The sequence below is a fragment of the Paenibacillus sp. BSR1-1 genome (genome assembly GCF_030403775.1).
GTDB lineage: Bacteria > Bacillota > Bacilli > Bacillales > Cytobacillaceae > Neobacillus.
The window spans coordinates 1-19,075 of record NZ_JAQMWQ010000026.1 but is presented as its reverse complement, the minus strand read 5'-3'; the positions used below and the strand labels follow the sequence as shown (position 1 = coordinate 19,075).

The 19,075-nt window shown below is 39.8% G+C and carries 18 protein-coding genes, 2 tRNA genes and 1 rRNA gene; 1 reads left to right on the top strand and 20 read right to left on the bottom strand.

Annotated elements, in window-relative coordinates; all coding sequences use genetic code 11:
- Positions 1-133: 133 nt before the first annotated feature.
- From PH210_RS24920 to PH210_RS24860, 13 genes are all read right to left on the bottom strand, one after another.
- Positions 134-949: an AraC family transcriptional regulator gene (locus PH210_RS24920; protein WP_289989078.1), complete on the bottom strand. Its 816-nt coding sequence runs from the start codon at positions 947-949 to the stop codon at positions 134-136.
- A 197-nt stretch (positions 950-1,146) separates the two neighbouring features.
- A complete protein-coding gene (locus PH210_RS24915) occupies positions 1,147-1,569 on the bottom strand; it encodes a GlcG/HbpS family heme-binding protein (RefSeq protein ID WP_289989077.1) in 423 nt (140 codons plus the stop codon).
- Positions 1,570-1,682: 113 nt separating this feature from the next.
- Positions 1,683-2,516, bottom strand: a complete 834-nt coding sequence (locus tag PH210_RS24910; RefSeq protein ID WP_289989076.1) for a sugar phosphate isomerase/epimerase family protein — start codon at positions 2,514-2,516, stop codon at positions 1,683-1,685.
- A 74-nt stretch (positions 2,517-2,590) separates the two neighbouring features.
- Positions 2,591-3,676, bottom strand: a complete 1,086-nt coding sequence (locus tag PH210_RS24905; RefSeq protein WP_289989075.1) for a zinc-dependent alcohol dehydrogenase — start codon at positions 3,674-3,676, stop codon at positions 2,591-2,593.
- A 1-nt stretch (position 3,677) separates the two neighbouring features.
- Entirely contained in the window at positions 3,678-4,502 is an 825-nt protein-coding gene (locus PH210_RS24900) for a sugar phosphate isomerase/epimerase family protein (RefSeq protein WP_289989074.1), read from the bottom strand.
- Between the two features lie 84 nt (positions 4,503-4,586).
- On the bottom strand, positions 4,587-5,555 hold the full coding sequence (locus PH210_RS24895) for a sugar phosphate isomerase/epimerase family protein (protein WP_289989073.1): 969 nt from the start codon (positions 5,553-5,555) through the stop codon (positions 4,587-4,589).
- Positions 5,552-6,730, bottom strand: coding sequence for a Gfo/Idh/MocA family protein (locus PH210_RS24890; protein ID WP_289989072.1), 1,179 nt, complete (start codon positions 6,728-6,730; stop codon positions 5,552-5,554). The genes PH210_RS24895 and PH210_RS24890 overlap by 4 nt, the downstream gene beginning before the upstream one ends.
- 29 nt (positions 6,731-6,759) lie before the next feature.
- Positions 6,760-7,056 (bottom strand): putative quinol monooxygenase, encoded by a 297-nt coding sequence (locus tag PH210_RS24885; protein ID WP_289989071.1) that lies wholly within the window; start codon positions 7,054-7,056, stop codon positions 6,760-6,762.
- Positions 7,057-7,092: 36 nt separating this feature from the next.
- Positions 7,093-8,106: an ABC transporter permease gene (locus PH210_RS24880; protein ID WP_289989070.1), complete on the bottom strand. Its 1,014-nt coding sequence runs from the start codon at positions 8,104-8,106 to the stop codon at positions 7,093-7,095.
- A 23-nt stretch (positions 8,107-8,129) separates the two neighbouring features.
- Positions 8,130-9,638, bottom strand: a complete 1,509-nt coding sequence (locus PH210_RS24875; RefSeq protein ID WP_289989069.1) for a sugar ABC transporter ATP-binding protein — start codon at positions 9,636-9,638, stop codon at positions 8,130-8,132.
- 79 nt (positions 9,639-9,717) lie between these two features.
- Positions 9,718-10,722: a sugar ABC transporter substrate-binding protein gene (locus PH210_RS24870; RefSeq protein WP_289989068.1), complete on the bottom strand. Its 1,005-nt coding sequence runs from the start codon at positions 10,720-10,722 to the stop codon at positions 9,718-9,720.
- A gap of 238 nt (positions 10,723-10,960) precedes the next feature.
- A complete protein-coding gene (locus PH210_RS24865) occupies positions 10,961-11,971 on the bottom strand; it encodes a LacI family DNA-binding transcriptional regulator (RefSeq protein ID WP_289989067.1) in 1,011 nt (336 codons plus the stop codon).
- A 193-nt stretch (positions 11,972-12,164) separates the two neighbouring features.
- Positions 12,165-12,878 carry a LytR/AlgR family response regulator transcription factor gene (locus PH210_RS24860; protein ID WP_289989066.1) on the bottom strand — a complete coding sequence of 238 codons (714 nt, stop codon included), beginning with the start codon at positions 12,876-12,878 and terminating at the stop codon, positions 12,165-12,167.
- A 167-nt stretch (positions 12,879-13,045) separates the two neighbouring features.
- Between PH210_RS24860 and PH210_RS24855 the strand changes: the two genes are divergently transcribed.
- Complete coding sequence (locus PH210_RS24855; RefSeq protein WP_289989065.1) at positions 13,046-15,592, top strand: substrate-binding domain-containing protein; 2,547 nt, start codon at positions 13,046-13,048, stop codon at positions 15,590-15,592.
- Positions 15,593-15,934: 342 nt separating this feature from the next.
- Here the strand turns inward: PH210_RS24855 and tsaD are convergent, their stop codons facing one another.
- The 7 genes from tsaD to rrf all read right to left on the bottom strand — a co-directional run.
- A complete protein-coding gene (gene tsaD, locus PH210_RS24850) occupies positions 15,935-16,960 on the bottom strand; it encodes a tRNA (adenosine(37)-N6)-threonylcarbamoyltransferase complex transferase subunit TsaD (protein WP_289989064.1) in 1,026 nt (341 codons plus the stop codon).
- Entirely contained in the window at positions 16,957-17,406 is a 450-nt protein-coding gene (gene rimI / locus PH210_RS24845; RefSeq protein ID WP_289989126.1) for a ribosomal protein S18-alanine N-acetyltransferase, read from the bottom strand. Before rimI ends, tsaD begins: the two co-directional genes overlap by 4 nt.
- A gap of 10 nt (positions 17,407-17,416) precedes the next feature.
- Positions 17,417-18,124, bottom strand: a complete 708-nt coding sequence (gene tsaB, locus PH210_RS24840) for a tRNA (adenosine(37)-N6)-threonylcarbamoyltransferase complex dimerization subunit type 1 TsaB (protein WP_289989063.1) — start codon at positions 18,122-18,124, stop codon at positions 17,417-17,419.
- Positions 18,121-18,576 carry a tRNA (adenosine(37)-N6)-threonylcarbamoyltransferase complex ATPase subunit type 1 TsaE gene (tsaE, locus tag PH210_RS24835; protein WP_289989062.1) on the bottom strand — a complete coding sequence of 152 codons (456 nt, stop codon included), beginning with the start codon at positions 18,574-18,576 and terminating at the stop codon, positions 18,121-18,123. Before tsaE ends, tsaB begins: the two co-directional genes overlap by 4 nt.
- A 182-nt stretch (positions 18,577-18,758) precedes the next feature.
- A tRNA-Asp gene (locus tag PH210_RS24830) sits at positions 18,759-18,835 on the bottom strand.
- 4 nt (positions 18,836-18,839) lie between these two features.
- Positions 18,840-18,913 (bottom strand) — tRNA-Met (locus tag PH210_RS24825).
- Between the two features lie 74 nt (positions 18,914-18,987).
- Positions 18,988-19,075, bottom strand: a 5S ribosomal RNA gene (gene rrf, locus PH210_RS24820); the annotation flags it as partial.

The following is a 19,075-nucleotide window of genomic DNA, read 5'->3' as shown; positions in this document are numbered from 1 at the left end:
ATTGTTAACGCATTCAAATTCGTTTTAAAATCTTTCTATAACAATAGAAAAAGCCTTCCACTATGCCATTTTGGAAGACTGTTCACTAGTTGTGTTCAGATAGCAAAATATACAAAATACAAAATATTGTATTTTATATATTGGTTGTCATCTTTCTGTATTTCCCTGGAGGTTTTCCTGTCATTTTTTTAAAAAGCAGATTAAAATAATTAGCATTTTCATAGCCTATTAACGATGATATTTCTCTCACAGAAAGTTCGGAATGCTCCAGCAACCCTTTTGCTTCTTCTATACGGCACTGAATCATGTATTGAATGGGCGGCAGCCCCACTTCTTGTTTAAAAACATGAGCTAAATGATAAGGGCTTACATAAACCATGTTGGCTAAATCGTCTAATGTCAGTTCTTGCCGAAAATTTTCTTCAATATATTTTTTTACTTCGAGGCACAAGGAAGAATGGGAAGAATGATTGCCATTTTTTAAAAGACGAGTAACTTTAATAACAACAGTTTGCAAAATCGACGATATGATATCTTGATATCCAGCACGTTTTGCATCATATTCACTTAAAATAGCATTTAAATAATTTTGAATTTCCCCTTTTTCTTCCTGAAGATGAATGACAGGAAGCACTTTGGGCTCTATCAAAAAACCTTTTTGATTCCCTTTGATATGGAGATTGGAAAAACAGATAGAAATCCCTTTAAGAGGATCGTCGATATTATGTTTCCCCTCGATTTTACTTGATGGATTTAAAATAATAAGGTCCCCTTCTTTTCCGACAAAACGGTTAGCTTCAAATTTAAAATCACTGCGCCCATGTTCAATAAAAATGATCTCTGTACAGTCAGCGTCTGTATGTCTTTTAAACTCCATAGGATTTTTGGAATTGAATTTTGATGCAGCCATAAATCGAGGAGAATCTAGTAAAATGAAGGATTTTTGCACGGCCAATGCCCCCTTTTAAAAAAGAATGGGCGGTGAAGGTGCCTGTTACCGCCCGGATTTGATTACACAACGATTGTTGAACAAGCTTAAACAAGTATTTTGTTATTTGGGTACAGCTTTCTTTTACTTTAAACAACAAATTTATTCTATTGAGCAACAGAGATAGAATTTTTAAAAAATGAAAACATTAAATTTTCCTAAATTACTTTAAGTGCTGTTTGTGCACATTCAGTGTCCTGTTCTGTTGTACCACCGGAAACACCAATACCACCAATCAATTGGCCTTCAATAAAAATGGGTAAGCCTCCTCCTAAGAAAGTCATTCTGTCAGTTTGTACTAGTCCATGTAATACCGCCGGCTCATCTTTAATCATTGGATACCAATCAGCTGTAGGCAGTCCAAACCCAAGTGCTGCATAAGCTTTGGTTTGGGCGATTTGAGCAGGTAGAAGGTTAGCTTCATCCATTTTTAAAAATCCGAATAAATTCCCGCCGTCATCCACAATAGCAATGCATATTTTAATATCCAGCTCTTTAGCCTTACTTATTGCAGCATCAAACATTTTCATAACCAGTTCTTGCGGCAAAATATATTTTTTCGGTATAGACACTACTGACATTCCTTTCAACCCCTTCATTTTGGTGATATTTTAAAATTTTAAGAAAATAATAACTTGATACTTACACTGCAGGTATACGAAAAAAAGCTGGAACTCCAGCTTTTTTTCACGCGTTATACTAGTACTTCTACAATTGCTTTCATATGTTCGATCGATTGCTTTGTGAATTCATCAAAAATATTCGATTCACCTTGAAGACCAGATGCCACGTAAGGATTTGAAACCGCCGGTAAGAATTCCATCGTAATATAGCCCTTATAATCCAGTTCTTTAAGCAGGGCAATGACTGGTCCAAACTCTGTTTGCCCTAGTCCCGCTGCTTCCCTTGTGTTATCAGCGATGTGCACATGGGTAAGATAACGGGAAATGTTCTTGATTGCTTCCGTCATACTTCTTTCCTCTATGCTCATGTGGAACAAATCAGCCATAATTCCTAAACCATCTACATTCACTTCCTGAACAAAACGCAAGGCTAATGTCAGGTTATTAACTAAATAAGTCTCATAACGATTTAATGCTTCAATGGCAAGGGTGATTCCTTGCTCCTTAGCGTATAGTGCCGCCTCTTCGACGCTTAAAACGGCATTATGCCATTCTTCCTCAAGATTCGTTTCTGGAGCCAGTTTTCCAACATAGGTAGGAACGACAATAAGGGTTGAGGCATTTAGAGCTTTCGCTAAGTCAACAGATTTTTTCACATATTCCACTGCGTTTTTTCTAATTTCTTCGTTTGACGAGGAAAGATCTCTTTCAGGAGTATAGATTCCACAAATGGAGCTGCATTCCAAATCATATTGTTTTAAAAGTTCTTTTGTTTCCTCAACATCAATAGCATCCGGCTCACCTGCTAGTTCAACACCCTGATAGCCGTATTTTTTCAGCCTTTTTAAGCTGTCTTCTAAACTTTCATTTCCGAAAATCCATTGTGTGGCACTGTATTTATACATTTGGATTCACCTCTTAGACTATGAAAAAATCAGAGTTCCCGTACAAAACGCAGAGAACTCTGTTTACCACAAAATTAATCTGAAATTTTAACTACAGTTTTAAGAATATCCTTATTATGCTCAGCAGTTTCAATTCCAGCTTTCACATCTGCAAATTCAAAATGATTTGTGAAGATTGGAGTTGGATCAAAACGTTTGCTTGCAATTAAATCAATAGCTTTAGAGAATGTATCATATGTTCCTGCATAAGAGGAGACAATTGTTAATTCGCGGCTATAAATTTCAAAGGGACTTACTGGAATCGTTACATCAGCAGGTGCTGCTCCAAAAACAAGGATTTTTCCGCCTTTTCTCACTAACTTAAACGTTTGCGCGTAAGTATAGGCAGAGCCAACAGCTTCAATAACAATGTCAGCACCACGTCCGTCTGTTAATCTTTTAACAGCTTCAACCGGATTTTCTTCACCTGCATTGATGACATAATCAACACCAATATTTTGGGCTGATTCAATTCTGGCAGGATTTAGTTCTGAAAGGATTACTTTGCTTGCACCTTTCAGTTTTGCAAGTAGTGCATGGGCGATACCCATTGGGCCTCCGCCAATAATCGCAACTGTGTCACCATATTGAACATTGGCTTTATCCTGTCCGCTGATGGCACATGCCAGCGGCTCAATATACGCTCCATCAATCCATGACATAGACTCTGGCAGCTTATGAATATTACTCTCTGGAACTCGTACATATTCTGCAAATGCTCCGTTAACATGTACCCCTAATTGAACGATTTTTTCACAATGTAATTTTTGACCATGGCGGCAATAATAGCATGTACCACAAGCGATATTGATATCCGCAGTAACACGATCACCTGGCTTCACAAAGCTTACTTGGGTACCAACCTTGGCAACTTCACCGGAAAATTCATGACCTAAGATGAGTGGAAGCTTCGCTGGAAAACGACCTTCATAAATATGAGGGTCAGTACCACATACTGCGGTATACTTCACTTTTATTAATACATCTGTAGGCCCAAGTTCAGGAACCGGTACTTCTTCTAATCTTAAATCCTCTTTACCATACAACACAGCAGCTTTCATTACTTTTTGATCAAACTCTGCTCCTAAACCCTGATTGTTTACTACTGTATTTTGTGCCATTTTATTTTTCCTCCTTAAATAAGTTTTTTAAGAAAGTAATAGATTCTTCGCTATATTGATCATAAAACTCTTCACACTTCGAACCATTAAAAGGATCTGCAAACGGAGGCAATAGCTCCATCGTTAAGAATCCGCTGTAGTTAATATCACGTAAAGCTTGAGCGATTGGTTCAAAGTCGATATGTCCTCTGCCTGGTGCTGCTCTGTTGCTATCAGCGATATGAAGGTGATATAGTTTATCTCCAACCATTCTGATTGTGTCCGCAATATCTACTTCTTCAATATTCATATGATACGTATCGCCCATAACTCCTACGTTTGGCAGATTCACACGATTTACAAGCTCAAGTGCTTGCTCTAATCGATTTATAAGATAGTTTTCGTAGCGATTCCATGCTTCTACTGTCAAGCGGACACCATGTTCTCCTGCATAAAAACCAGCTTCTCTTATTCCTTCAACTGCCCAATTTAGCTCAGTTTCCCGATCAGCTTCTCCATAGATTTTCATGCACGCTGTTGGAGTTAAAGAAATACCCTTTGCACCGATTGTGCTTGCAAAATCTACACAGCTTTTAATATATTCAACGGCATTTTTTCTAATATTTTCGTTACTTGAAACGAGATCTCTTTCAGTGTTGTAAATCGCACAAATCGTTGAGGCTTCAATATTATATTGATCTAGCAATTCCTTAATGCGGTTAGCATCCATTTTCTCTGGTTCCCCGACAATCTCAACACCGTCATAACCGAATTTCGCTAACCGGGCAATACCTGTTTCAATGTCTTCTCCAGCAAAAACGAGGGTGTTGTATGAGTACTTAATCATTTGAATATCTCCCTTTACAGAATTTTTAATACCCCATGTGTTGATCTATGAAATCCCATCCCCTGGGTTCGAAAAATAGCAGACTTATGCCCACCACATCTCCGTAATCTGATCCTTGAACATGGCCCCTTTTAAGAGAGCAATAGCTTTACTAAGTCCTTCATCAGTGGAAGCCAGCATGTCTTCATGTTCAATGGAAATCACATAATCATATCCGACAGCCCGCAATGTACTCACAATATCTTTCCAGAGTTTCTCATCGGAGCCGTAACCCACAGACCTAAATGTCCATGAACGGTCTAAGATTTCGGAATAATGCTTTGTATCCAAAACGCCATTAATGCTAATATTGGCGCGGTCTAAATAAGTATCTTTTGCATGGAAATGGAAAATGGCATTTTCGCGGCCCAGCTTTTTGATGGCTTGGACCGGATCGATTCCCTGCCAAACTAAATGGCTTGGATCGAAGTTTGCGCCAATGTTTTCCCCTGCGTGTTCCCTTAATTTCAATAATGTTTCCGGATTATATACGACAAACCCTGGATGCATTTCAAAGGCAATGTTAATGCCATGCTCTTTCGCGTATTTCGATTCCTCTTGCCAATAAGGAATGACGGCCTCGTTCCATTGCCAATTCAAAACATCTAGGTATTCCGGCGGCCAGGAACATGTAACCCAGTTTGGATTTTTGGCATCCGCGTGATCCCCCGGGCAGCCGGAGAAACCATTCACGACTGGAACTCCTAAGCGTTCCGCAAGCAAAACCGTTTTTCTCCACACCTCATGGGAATCATTCGCGAACTTTTTATCTGGATGCAGCGGATTTCCGTGGCAGCTCAGCGCACTGATTGTTATTCCTCTGCTCTCAAGTGCCCGGAGAAAGGCTTTCACTTTCTCCGGAGACTCCAATAATTCATCGGGATTACAATGATGGTTTCCAGGATAGTTACCGGTCCCTAATTCAACCGCCTCAACACCCATACCTGCTAACTTATCAAGCATTTCTTCAAATGACAGGTTTTGATACAGCGGAGTAAATACACCTAGTTTCATGCAAGTACCTCCTTAGCAGCCTGGACCTTCACCCACTTTTTCTGCTCGTGGCTTTCTAAGATAGCGTCTGTAATGCTCATCGAAACGTGTCCATCTTTAAATGTCGCAAACTTAGGCTTGTCTGTTTTCAGGCTCTTGCCATCGCGAACGAATGAGTAGAAATTTAACATCATATTTTTTAATGCATCCGGCCAGCCTTCATTATGGCCTCCCGGATGATGGATGGCAGCTCTTGCCTCCGGTAAGAATAACCCCGGATCTGCTAACAGCACTTCATTTGCTTTATCCCGGTGTCCGATCCACAATTTTTCCGGTTCCTCTTGATTCCAGAAAACAGAGCTTTTACTGCCGTTAATTTCAAAGCTTAATCGATTCTTGCGGCCGGCACTTACTTGTGATACCGTAAAAACTCCTCTTGATCCATCCTCAAAGCGCACAAGGACTGATGCATAATCTTCTGTATTGATTGGAATATCTTCATATTCTTGTTCTTCTATATTCTGTGTACTAAACGTTGCAATCGCATTTTTGGCTTTCTTTCTTACTGGGATAACCGTCGCCAAATCGGCAAAAACTTCGACAATCCGTTTTCCAGTTACATATTGAACGGTATCACACCAATGCGAACCAATATCCGCCACCGCACGGGATTTGCCGCCCACTTCGGGAGCTAGTCTCCAGTTAAAGTCAGTTTCATACAATAACCAGTCCTGCAGATAGCTTCCATGGACCAAATTCACTTTTCCAAGCTCTCCTTTAGCCACCATCGCCTGCAAGTTTTGTACACTGGCATGCTGCCGGTAATTAAAGTTCACCGCATGAATCACATCGTGTTTTTCTGCCAACTCAAGCAATTCTGCGGATTCTTTACTGTTCATTGCCAGCGGTTTCTCGGAAACGACATGCTTCCCTGCTAAAATAATCTCTTTATTAATCGCAAAGTGAAGGTAATTAGGTGTGCAATTGTGCACGACTTGGATTTCGCTGTCCTTCAGCATTTCAGGGTAATCGCCATAGGCTTTTGGGATACCAAGATTGACTGCTTTTTTTTCTGCAGCTTCCTGGCTAGTTTCAGCCAATGCCACTAATTCTACAAAGCCAAGCCGTCGGATCGCTTCTATATGTGTAGGGCCGATAAAACCTGTCCCGATGATTCCTACTTTTATTTTTTTCATTTCTATCATCCTATCTAGTGTAATAAGACTCATTTCTTTATTGCTTCAGCGTCAAAAAATTCAACATTTAATGGTTCAAGTAAATAGTTTGGTAATTGACTAACAAAAACTTTAAAAGCCGTTGTTTCCTCATGATGCAGAACTGCTTTTTGGTCCTTCCACTTCTCTACGAAAACAAACTCACCTGTACCTTCCGGGCTTTCCAAGAAAGAATAGCTAATATTTCCCTCTTCTGCTTTGGAAGAGGCAGCCACAAGCTTGGCCTGTTCAAGAAATGCATCACGTTTATTTGGATCAGCTTTGAAATATGCATGAATGATAATCAACTAAATTCCTCCTTAAAATAGCTCTAAAACCCGAAATCAATTTTTATTTTTTGACTTTGTATCATAAAGGACAGCAGCAATAATAATGATTCCTTTGATAACTTGTTGCCAATAAGATGAAAGGCCTATTAAATCCAGACCATTGTTTAAAACACCAATGATTAAACAGCCAATAAGGACGCCGCTTATTTTACCTTTACCACCAGATAAACTAGTACCACCAAGAATGACAGCTGTAATGGCATCCATTTCTGCACCTTGCCCTGCAGTTGGTAAGGCACCGCCTAAACGTCCCGCAAGAATGATAGAACTTAATCCATATAACAAACCTGCGATGGTAAATACGATAATTCGTATTTTATTAGTATTAAGTCCAGACCAGTGACTGGCTTGGGCATTCCCACCAACCGCATAAATATATCGGCCAAATCTCGTATTATTAATTAAGATAGATCCCAAAATGAATACCACAATCATGATCACAACTGGCACTGGGATAATGCCGCCAACATAACCTGTTCCAAAGATTGTAAATCCAGGTTCTACAATACCAATTGGAGATCCACTTGTTACGATATAGGCAATTCCTCGGGCAATCCCCATCGTAGCAAGCGTTGTGACGAATGCTGGGATTTTTCCTTTAGCTGTAATAAATCCATTTCCGAATCCAATAATGGCACCAGCTGCCAGTGCTGTTAATAGTGTTAAAACGGTATTTCCGGTTCCTTGCCAAACGAAGGCTGCCATAACACCAATTAATGCATATAACGATCCCACCGATAAGTCGATGTCCCCTAGCAGGATAATCATAAAGACACCAATGGCCGCTATGGTCGTCACCGCCACTTGCCTCAAAATATTTGTAAAGTTGTCCACTGAAAAAAAGCTAGCCGTTGTGACAGAGAACAAAATGATTAGTAGTACAAGAATAGAGAGAAGCGAAAACTGTCGTAATATTTCCTTTCGCTTATTCTTTTTTATTAATTTGGCTTGTTCACTGCTAATATCGATTGTTTCCTTTGTTTTATTAGCTAAAACTTGTTGAGCCATTTAAAAACCACCGCCTTAAAAATTTAGCTTAATGCTGCCTGCAGAATTTTTTCTTGACTAAGATCAACATTTGCTTCATCCATTTTGATACTTCCATCATGCATTACAACAACCCGGTCACTAACCCTCAATATTTCGGGCAAATCAGAAGAAATCATTAAAATGGCTTTCCCGGATTCAGCCAGCTCATAGATAATGTCGTAAATTTCAGCTTTTGCGCCGACATCGACTCCACGCGTTGGCTCATCAAGGATGAGTATATCCGGATTCATAGCCAGGATTTTTGATAAAACTACTTTTTGTTGATTTCCCCCACTAAGACTCGAAATCGATTGATGTTCACTTGATGCAGCAACCTTTAATTCATTCATATATTTTACGGCGATATCAGTCTCTTCTTTTAAAGAAGGACGGAAATAAGACAATTCTCTTAATTTCATTAAGACAATATTATCTCTTATACTTTTTCCAGGGATAAAGCCATATTTTTTTCGATCTTCAGATAATAATGCAATTCCATGTTTGATTGCTTGTTCCGGATTACGTATGGAGATTTTTTTTCCTGCCTTTTCCACAGTACCCTTCTGAATAGGATCAATGCCGTAAAAAATTTGTGCTAATTCTGATCGTCCGGAACCAACAAGGCCATATAAGCCTACAATTTCCCCACTATGAATCTTTAAATCTACTTTGTCTTTAAAATCTCCTATCGTGACATTCTTACATTCAAAGGCAACTTTCGAGTAATTGATTCTTTTTCCACGATTAGAGTTATTTTGGGTATCCTCCAGTTTTCTTCCAATCATCATACTTACGATTTCTTCTTCATTTGTTTCACGTACATTGAGTGTTCCCACGAACGTCCCATCACGCAAAACAGTGATCCGATCCCCAATTTCAAATAATTCTTCCATCCGGTGGGAAATATAAACAATACTAACTCCTTGTGCCTTTAAATCGGCAATAATTGCAAAAAGTGTGCGAACTTCTCTTTCACTTAAACTGGATGTAGGTTCATCCAGAATCAAAATCCTTCCGTTATGGGAAAGACTTTTGGCGATTTCTACTGATTGTCGTTGTGCTGCAGTTAAACTGCTAACTAAGGCATTGGGTGAAATATTTAAATGAACTCTTTTTAGCAACTCCACTGTTTGATTGTACATAGCCTTTTTATCAAGGAAACCGTTTTTCGTTGGTTCATACCCTATGAAGATATTTTCAGCTACTGTCATTTCTTCCAGTAAGTTCGTTTCCTGAAAAACCATATTGATTCCAAGCTGTATGGCAGCATTAGGATTAGGAATTTCAATCGGTTCAAGCAGGCCGCTTTCTTTATTTTCCAGCAGGATTTCACCTTCATCCTTAGGATAAACACCCGTCAATATTTTCATTAAAGTGGACTTACCAGCCCCATTTTCGCCAATTAATACATGAACTTCACCTTTGTTAAGGTCAAAATTGACTTTTTCCAAAATTTTAACACTAGAAAAACTCTTCGATATATTTTGCATTTGTAAAACTTCTTCACTCAAAGTGGATTGCCTCCTTTCACACACCGGTTAATATGTCTGGTATCTTTTGAATACCAGACATATTATGGGTTCTAATCAATTATTTTTTAGCTAAAAATCCATTATCACGCTCAAGTATCTTGTCAACATTATCCTTTGTTACCAACTCTGCAGGAATGGCGATTTTTGGTTCTACCTTTTCACCCTTAAGTGCGGCAAGTGCTGTTTTTACTACTGTATAGCCCATTTCATATGGGTTTTGAGCGATAGTCGCTTTTAAGTTTCCACCTGATTTAATTGCTTTTAGTAAATCCTCATCAGAGTCAACTCCCATAATCGGAAGTTTCATATTTGCAGCCGTAGTTGCACCATAAGCTCCCATTGCAGCAGATGCATTTACTCCAAAAATACCATCAAGTTTAGGATGCTTTTGGATCATGTTTTCAGTAACTGAAAGTGCTTGGTTTCTGTCACCGCCACTGTCTTGTGAAGCAACAACGTGGATATTAGGATATTTTTTGAGTCCTTCTAAAAAGCCTTTTTCCCTGTCTTTGGTAGCAGAAACAGTTGTCCAAGTAATAACCCCGATATCACCCTTCTCGCCCATTAATTTTGCTAATTCATCTGCTGCCATTTCTCCGATCTTAACGTTATCAGAAGAGACATGTGCTTGAACGTCTGTTCCGCTTACGCCGATATCACTAGTAAATACAGGTATATTTTTACCTTTTACTTCATTTACAGTTGGGACGATCCCCTGTGAATCGACCGGTGCTACGATTAGGGCTTTTACACCGGACTGTGTCATATTTTCGATATCAGCAACTTGGGATTGTTGGTTTAAATCAGCACTTTTCCAAATTAGTTTTGCTCCATTATCTTTGGCAGCCATTTCGGCCCCTTTTACTTCAAGATTCCAGTGCTTAACCATATTCATACCAACTGAAAATCCAATTGTAATTTGCTTATCATTTGAAGATTTGCTGCTAGATGAATTCGACGAACTTGAAGTAGATTGAGATTCCTTTGCAGAACATCCGACAGCAAAAATACTAAAAATAGCTGCGATGAGGCATATTAAAAAGAATTTTGAATTTTTTTTCATAAACTTTCTTCCTCTCCGTTATAGGTTTTTTCATAGACCCAGATCGTCTTTTCCAGCTGTAATGGGTCCCGATCTTATAAAATGCTTGGGATAATTAGGCAAATTATTTGATTTAATTTCCTTATTGTAATCGAATACAACTAACTTCAAATATTGTGCTCATTTTATAAAGGAATCATAATGGCCGAAAACTCCAGGAACCACCTCCTTAAAAACAATTGTTATTTGCGAAATTCTTTTACAACATGGGTGATGGCCTCTTACAGCATGTGTCTCTAAGCATCAAGCGATGAGGCAATACAATTTGGTTGCGAGTCAACTCTTCTTTTTTAATAATCGACAGCAGCATTTGCATAGCCTGATAACCCATGTCATACCTCGGCTGTGAAACAGAAGTCAGTTCCGGTTCCACCAACCCGCACAGCGGAATATCGTCAAATCCGATAACAGATATATCGTTTGGAACTTGCAGCCCTCTTTGTTTAATCGCCTTCATTGCTCCAACAGCCATTTCATCATTTGTGGCGAATACCGCTGTCGGAGGATCCTTTAAAGCCAGGAGCTTCAGCATCGTTTCATATCCTGAAGTAACCGAAAAATTTCCTTCTTGAATCAGCACTCCCTCTATCGGGATTTCATTTAAATTCAAAGCCTGATAATAACCTTTCACTCGATCCTTGCTAAGGATGACGTCCAGAGGTCCAGTAATCATTCCAATCCGCCGATGACCAAGACGGATCAAGTGCTCTACCGCTTCTCGTCCTGCGCTGACATTATCAATCGAAACAGTTGGTATATCGAAACCATCCATATACTCACATGCTAATACCACTGGGATTTCCTGGCTCGCTGCCAGAATTTCTTCTTTTGGCAATCTTGCCGTTGCTAAGATCAAACCGTCGACTACACGCTCTTTTACCAGATTGATATAATCCCTTTCCTGTTCAAGACTATTACCTGTATCGCCCAGCAGAACATGGTAGCCAAATTCTAAGGCGACATCTTTAAACCCTTGCAGAATACTTGAGAAAAAGGGATTGGTGATATCGGGTACGACTGCCATTACAGTTTTTGAAGACATTTTCCTTAGGTTACTCGCCAGTCGGTTTGGCTTATATTCCAGTTGGTTAACCGCTTTTAAAACCCTGTCACGTGTCTTTGAAGAAACGTTCATGTTGTTTGATAAAACTCTCGAAACGGTGGCTGTTGAAACCTTGGCCATTTTTGCTACATCGACAATCCCAACCATCTTTCTCGTTTCCTTTCTGAATCTCTATAACCGGATTGTAATCGATTACAAAATTGTCGTCTAACGAGCTTCGGACAAGGGTTTTGTCCATTTGGAACCGCTTTCTATCCAATCGTATAACCTTTTTATTCATTCGGACGAAATATTCATAAATTTCAAAAAAACAAAAAAAGAGATCCAGTTAAACTGGACCTCATAATGATTTATTTTTTTGCAATTCTGATAGCTTATTCTTGGAAACCTTCGCCGTCTCGTCGTAATTTTTAAAATAGGCTTTATAGGACTGACCGGATGCTTCAATCCTTTTTAAATGCTGCAAGTTGATTATAAAGGATCGGTGCGAGGCCACAAATCGTGAATCAAGAATTTCCTCTAGATTTGTTAACGCCTCGTTTACCTCGATTTTTTGTTCCATCATATGGATAACCGCTTTTCGGTCAGCTCTTTCAATAAAAATAATCTCATCCAAAGGGATAAAGGAATACTGATTGTATTGTTTAATCATTAGATCCTTTTTTATCGATGGCGGCTGCCGGTCGGCAGGCGGTTTCGAAAATGCCGCGGCTCGATCAAGCGACGCATACAGTCTGGTACGGTCGATCGGCTTGACAATGTAATCGATTGCATTCACATCAAAAGCTTCCAAAGCATATTCATCATACCCTGTAATGAAAATCACCTGTAAAGAAGGGACAATTTTTTTACAGGATTTCACAGCTTCCATACCATTCAATAATGGCATATGAATATCGACTAAGGCGATATCGGGCCGTTCCACCATTACTTTTCTGATTAACTCTTCTCCATTTGCTGCTTCTCCAACAACCTGAAAGTTGGGAACGGTTTTAATAAAATGCTTCAACAACTTTCTGGATGGTGCATCGTCATCTGCAATCAAAACTCTCATAGGTCATCCCCCAAAGCCTACTATTTTGAAATCATCAGCAAAATTCATTACAAACAGTATAAGGCAGTTTATCCTGCATAGGAAGCCTTTTAGAAAAATTGATTCAGACATGAACCACTAGACTATAATAAAGCTAATAACCCGCATTTGAAAAGGCAGGGAGAAAAATGGATCTCAACTTATATAAAGAAGTGCTTCGGACGATGTCAGAATGCGTGATTATCCATGAAAAATCGGGAAATATGGTCGCCCTGAATGATAATGTTGAAAAGGTACTGGGATTTTCAGAGGAATTATTAACAGAATCCACCCTTAGGCAATTTGAATTTTTTCGAGAAGACGGCACCCGTTTACCTTATTCCGAGCTGCCAAATATCCTCACCCTCGAACAGGGTATTCCTTTTAAAGATTTTATAGTGGGTGGAAAGGATCTAAATCACAACTTGAAATGGCTTTCCATTAATTCAACACCACTTAAAATGGACGGCGGGCAGGCTGCCCTTGTGACGATTTCCGATATCACCGAACGAAGAAAAATGGAACACGCGCTACTTCAAGCAAAAGAAGAGGCAGAAAAAGCCAATATGGCCAAATCGGACTTTCTATCGAAAATGAGTCATGAACTCCGAACACCTTTAAACGGAATCCTGGGTTTTGCGCAGCTATTGGAAATAGATGCAACCTTAAACGAGGAGCAGCAGGATTTTGTCCAGGAGATTTTAGGCGGCGGAAATCATCTATTAAGCTTGATTAATGATATTTTAGATCTATCAAGAATCGAAACAGGTCAGTTAAAAGTGACGATTGAAGAGGTTAATCTGCTTACTATTATAAATGAATGTATCAAGATTGTTCAGCCGCTTGCCCAAAAGAAGGAAATTAGTCTCCATAACCGGGTGAATCCATCGCAAAGCATTGTCGTTCTTGCAGACGCCATTCGCCTTAAACAAATCCTTCTTAACCTGCTCGATAATGCGATTAAATATAACCGCATAGGCGGCAAAGTCATTATCCACTCTTATTTGAAAGGAAACGAGGCTTTCGTGCATGTTGTAGATACAGGAGCAGGAATTTCTGCTGACGAGTATCAGAAAGTCTTTGTTCCATTTTATCGGGTTGAGGGAACACAAGAAGAAGGAACAGGTATTGGATTGTCTATGGTGAAACAGCTTGTCCATCAAATGGGGGGCAGCATTAATGTAACGAGCCAAAAACGAATTGGAAGTAATTTTTCCTTCAGCCTCCCCCTTTCCCACGATTTAAAGGCAGCTGTGAGATGGGGTGAGAATATCGAATCTCATGTGGTGAATGAAAATAAGACCGAGCAATATTGCTTGCTGTATATCGAGGATAATGAATCTAACTTAAATCTTGTCACGAACATTATGAAATCGCAGCCTTCCTATACCTTTTTATCTGCCCGTACCGGAAAAGAAGGCTTAGAAATGGCGGCTAAAGAAAAGGTTGACTTGATTCTCCTTGATCTGGATCTCCCGGATATACACGGAAACGAGGTTTTTGAGCGTTTAAAATCTTGTGGAAAAACGAAAGACATTGCTATCATCGCAGTAAGTGCCAATGCTATACCGCAAGATATTCAATATACATTAGACCTGGGGTTCGATAATTATGTGACAAAACCCTTTAATGTTCAAGAGTTTTTATCCGTCATAAAAGAGACCCTGCTTAATACGATCAATCAGAATATACCGGCAGATAAAATTTTAAGTCAAGGACCACATGGAGAGGAAGCTGTTTCGGCCAAAACACTCCAATTATCATTGAAAGATCTGAGAAAGCTGAAAGAAAAGAAGTATAAAGCTGCGATTGCGATGCACTATACGGAAAATGATTTTTCAACCGCAACCATCAATGGTTTAAAGGATACATTCGAGAAAATGGGGATCGAAGTTGTGGCGGTTTCGGATGCAGAATTTAAGGCTAATAAACAAATTTCAGATATCGAAACCATTATAGAGCTGAAGGCAGATGTCATTGTTAGCTTACCGGTCAATCCACATACAACGGCTCCTGTTTTTAAAAAGGCATCGAAAGCAGGCATTAAACTAATCTTTATGGACAGTATGCCTGAGGGCTTGGAAGCAGGCAAAGATTATGTAAGCGTTGTAACGTCAGATAACTATGGAAATGGTATTTTCGCTGGAGAGATTATGGGGGATGCCCTTAATGGAGCAGGCAAGATTGGGGTTATATTTCACAATGCTGATTTTTTTGTCAATAATCAGCGAGTCGAAGCATTTGAAACGACCATCAAAGAAAACTATCCAAATATAAAAATTGCGGCACGAGCTGGAATCACCACTCCAAAAGAAGCAGAAAAAGCAGCCTCTGATATGTTAGCAACAAGCCCTGATTTAGATGGAATTTTTGCGATTTGGGATCAGCCGGCGGAGGGAGTACTGGCTGCTGCCCGCAAAGCCGGGAAAAATGATATCGTCATTACAACCGTTGATTTAGGAAGTAATGTGGCGATTGACATTGCTTCTGACGGAAATATAAAAGGCCTTGGAGCACAGCTGCCTTATGAAAATGGTGTGGCGCAGGCGATTATTGCGGGATATTCCTTGCTTGGAAAGGAAGTGGCTCCTTTCTATGTGGTACCGGCGATGAAAGTAACGAAAGAAAATGTCTTAAAGGTTTGGAAATTGGCTTATCGCCAAGATGCACCAAATGCTATTGAAAAGTACTTCTAACAATCATTTAAGGGTGCCGGTTGCAAGATCCCTTTTTACAATGAATACTTTTTTAATCAATCGCTTGATTAGGTTTCCGGACTTTGTCATACCAAGGATTCAATCCTACTCAAGCAATCGTTTGATTAGGTTTCCTTGGACCAACCTTTTTAATCAAATGATTGATTAGTTTTATAAACTTAGTGATACCTTGGCCTCAACCTTATTTAATTAATCGTTTGATTAGTTTTGTTGCCATATTAATCAATCGTTTAATTAGTTTTATATACTTAGTGATAACCTTGACCTCAGCCTTATTTAATCAATCCGTTTGAATAAAAAAACCCTTCCATTTAGGAAGGGTTAGTCATTATAGATTTCTATATCTAGTCCTGGGTTGGCATTAAGCGAAAGACCGGCTCTTATTCCTTTTTCAAACATAATGCTTCCAGCAGCAGCAATCATTGCTGCATTATCGGTGCATAATGATAAGGGAGGAATTACTAATTCTAAATCAGTCTTTTCTGAAAAAGTCTTTTCTAATGCACTTCTAAGCCCTTTGTTTGCAGCTACACCGCCAGCGACCAATAGCTGTTTCACTCCATATTCAGCTACTGCTCTCTCTGTTTTTTTCACAAGCACTTCAATAACACTTGCTTGAAAGCTGGCAGCAAGGTCTTCAGGTGCGATCGTCTCGCCGCGCTGTTCAGCATTGTGGACCGTATTGATAACGGCTGATTTTAACCCGCTGAAGCTAAAGTCATAGGATCCTTCCTCAAGCCATGCACGCGGTAAATCAATCGTTGGGCTTCCCTCATGTGCTAAACGGTCAATATGCGGCCCGCCTGGATATGGCATGTTCAACGTTCTTGCCACCTTGTCATAGGCTTCCCCAGCAGCATCATCACGCGTTTCGCCAATAACTTCAAAATGGCCATGCTCCTTCATATAAACAAGCTCTGTATGCCCGCCTGAAACAACTAGGGCTAACAGCGGAAATTTCATTTCTGTTACCAGCCTGTTTGCGTAAATATGCCCGGCAATATGATGAACAGGCACAAGCGGAATATTATGTGCAAAGGCAAGGGCTTTCGCTGCATTCACCCCAATTAATAAAGCCCCCACTAAACCCGGTCCTTCTGTAACAGCAATGGCATCAATTTCTGCAAATGTTAAATCCGCTTGATTCAAAGCCTCTTGAATCACGATAGTCATTTGTTCTACATGATGTCGTGACGCAATCTCCGGTACCACGCCGCCAAACCGTTTATGACTTTCAATTTGAGATGCTACAACATTTGCCGCAATTTCCCTGCCATTTTTAATAATCGCAACTGCTGTTTCATCACAGCTCGTTTCGATTCCCAATATATACTGATCTTTTATCATAAATTCACCCACATCACTAGCGCATCTTCCTGATTATCTGAATAATAATTTTTCCGAATCCCGCCATTTTGAAAGCCTAGTTTACGGTATAGAGATTGTGCCACATGATTGGTTACCCGAACCTCAAGGGTCATGCTCTTCGCACCCATTTCCCTCGAAACAGACATCAATTTGCGCATCATCGTTTCCCCCAGCTTTCTGCCTCGAGATTCCGGCAAAATGGCCACATTCGTTACATGCGCTTCATCAATCACAATCCACGTACCGCAGTATCCAATTATTTTATTGTCTTCCTCAAGCACGATATAAACGGCAAACTTGTTATTGTGCAATTCATTATAAAAAGCTTCACGGCTCCATGGCACAGTAAACGAGGCCTGTTCAACAGCTAAAACTTGGTCGATATCCTCTTCCCTCATATAGCGAAAAACATAAGAATCTACCATTTTTCTATCCCTATCCATTTGAATTTTTTCCTTTAGCTTCTAACCACTTGGCTTCGGCTTCAGCTAAGCGTATATAATTAGGTACAAAAGTATGCACATCTTCCCCATCTTTGTTGCGTCCTAACAAGGCAAGTTCAGAAGGACGAGGATTATGTTCTGTGATGCTTGCAAAAAATGCTTTAGGCCCTACGACTTCTTCAAGCTTCGATTGATGAATCGGCAGATCATTCCCGACAAACAATATGGGCTTTGTCATTTCAGCTAGTTTAGCTGCCCAATCTACAGCCATAACTAACTGGTCCTGCTCTACAACTGAAAGCTGTCCGTTCTCAAACTGATACAGCCCAGTATAGACTTGTCCTCTTCTTGCGTCAAATAATGGAGACACAAAGCCATCAAAGTAGCGTCCTGCTCCAGATGCTAAAGTTTCAAGACTAGAGATGCCTACCAGCGGAATATTTAAAGTCCATGCCAGTGTTTTTGCAATCGTAACCCCAATTCTTACACCTGTATAAGAGCCTGGGCCCTTTGCCACCACTATTTTCGTTAAATCTCCCGGCACTCGTTCACAATCCTTCATTAACGTCTGGATGGCCGGCATGATTCGGACAGAATGATTCTTTTTTAAATTTGTAATATACTCCCCAAGCACTTGGTTTTCTTCTAAAAGCGAAACTCCTAATGCATAATTAGAAGTATCGATTGCTAAAATTGTCATGCAAAAATCTCCTTACATAATTGCTCATATCTTTTACCCTTTGGCTTGAGAACAATTTTCCGTTTATCCTGTTCCTCATGATACAAGTAAATGGTTAATAGGTCCGATGGCAATTGCTCTTCAATTAAATGAGCCCATTCAACTACTGTTACTCCATCACCTTCAAAGTATTCATCAAACCCCAAGTCCTCATAAGCATCTGCTACCCGATAAACATCCATGTGATATAATGGCAAGTTTCCGTTATATTCTTTAATGATGGTAAAGGTTGGACTATTTACGGTTTTCTTAATGTCCAGGCCTTTTGCCAGACCTTTTGTAAAAGTGGTCTTTCCAGCTCCTAAATCACCTTCAAGGGCAATCACATCTCCCGGTTGTAAAAAAGAGGCTAATCTTTCTGCAAACTGGGCAGTTTCATCAGAATTCGTTGTATTTAATTCAAATTGGTTCATTCCATCACCTATTTACTCTCTATCTTCATTTTACCTAATTTTAGATGCAAAAAAACCTTAGGATCTCTCCTAAGGATGCCTATTCTTTATGTAGTTTACATGATTTTTTCCTTTTACGCAAAAAAGCATGTTTTTTGGATAAAAAAAAGACGAAACTCTTGTTTCGTACTTACTTAAAAATATGGCGGTCTGGACGGGACTCGAACCCGCGACCTCCTGCGTGACAGGCAGGCATTCTAACCAACTGAACTACCAGACCAAGATTGCGGAGGCAGGATTTGAACCTGCGACCTTCGGGTTATGAGCCCGACGAGCTACCAGACTGCTCCACCCCGCGACGGTAATAATTATGACCACCATATTATCTTATGCAAAATCATAATTTTTATGCATGGTTTTTTAAAAAAAACAGCCTGGCAACGTCCTACTCTCACAGGGGCGCGTGCCCCAACTACCATCGGCGCTGAGAAGCTTAACTTCCGTGTTCGGTATGGGAACG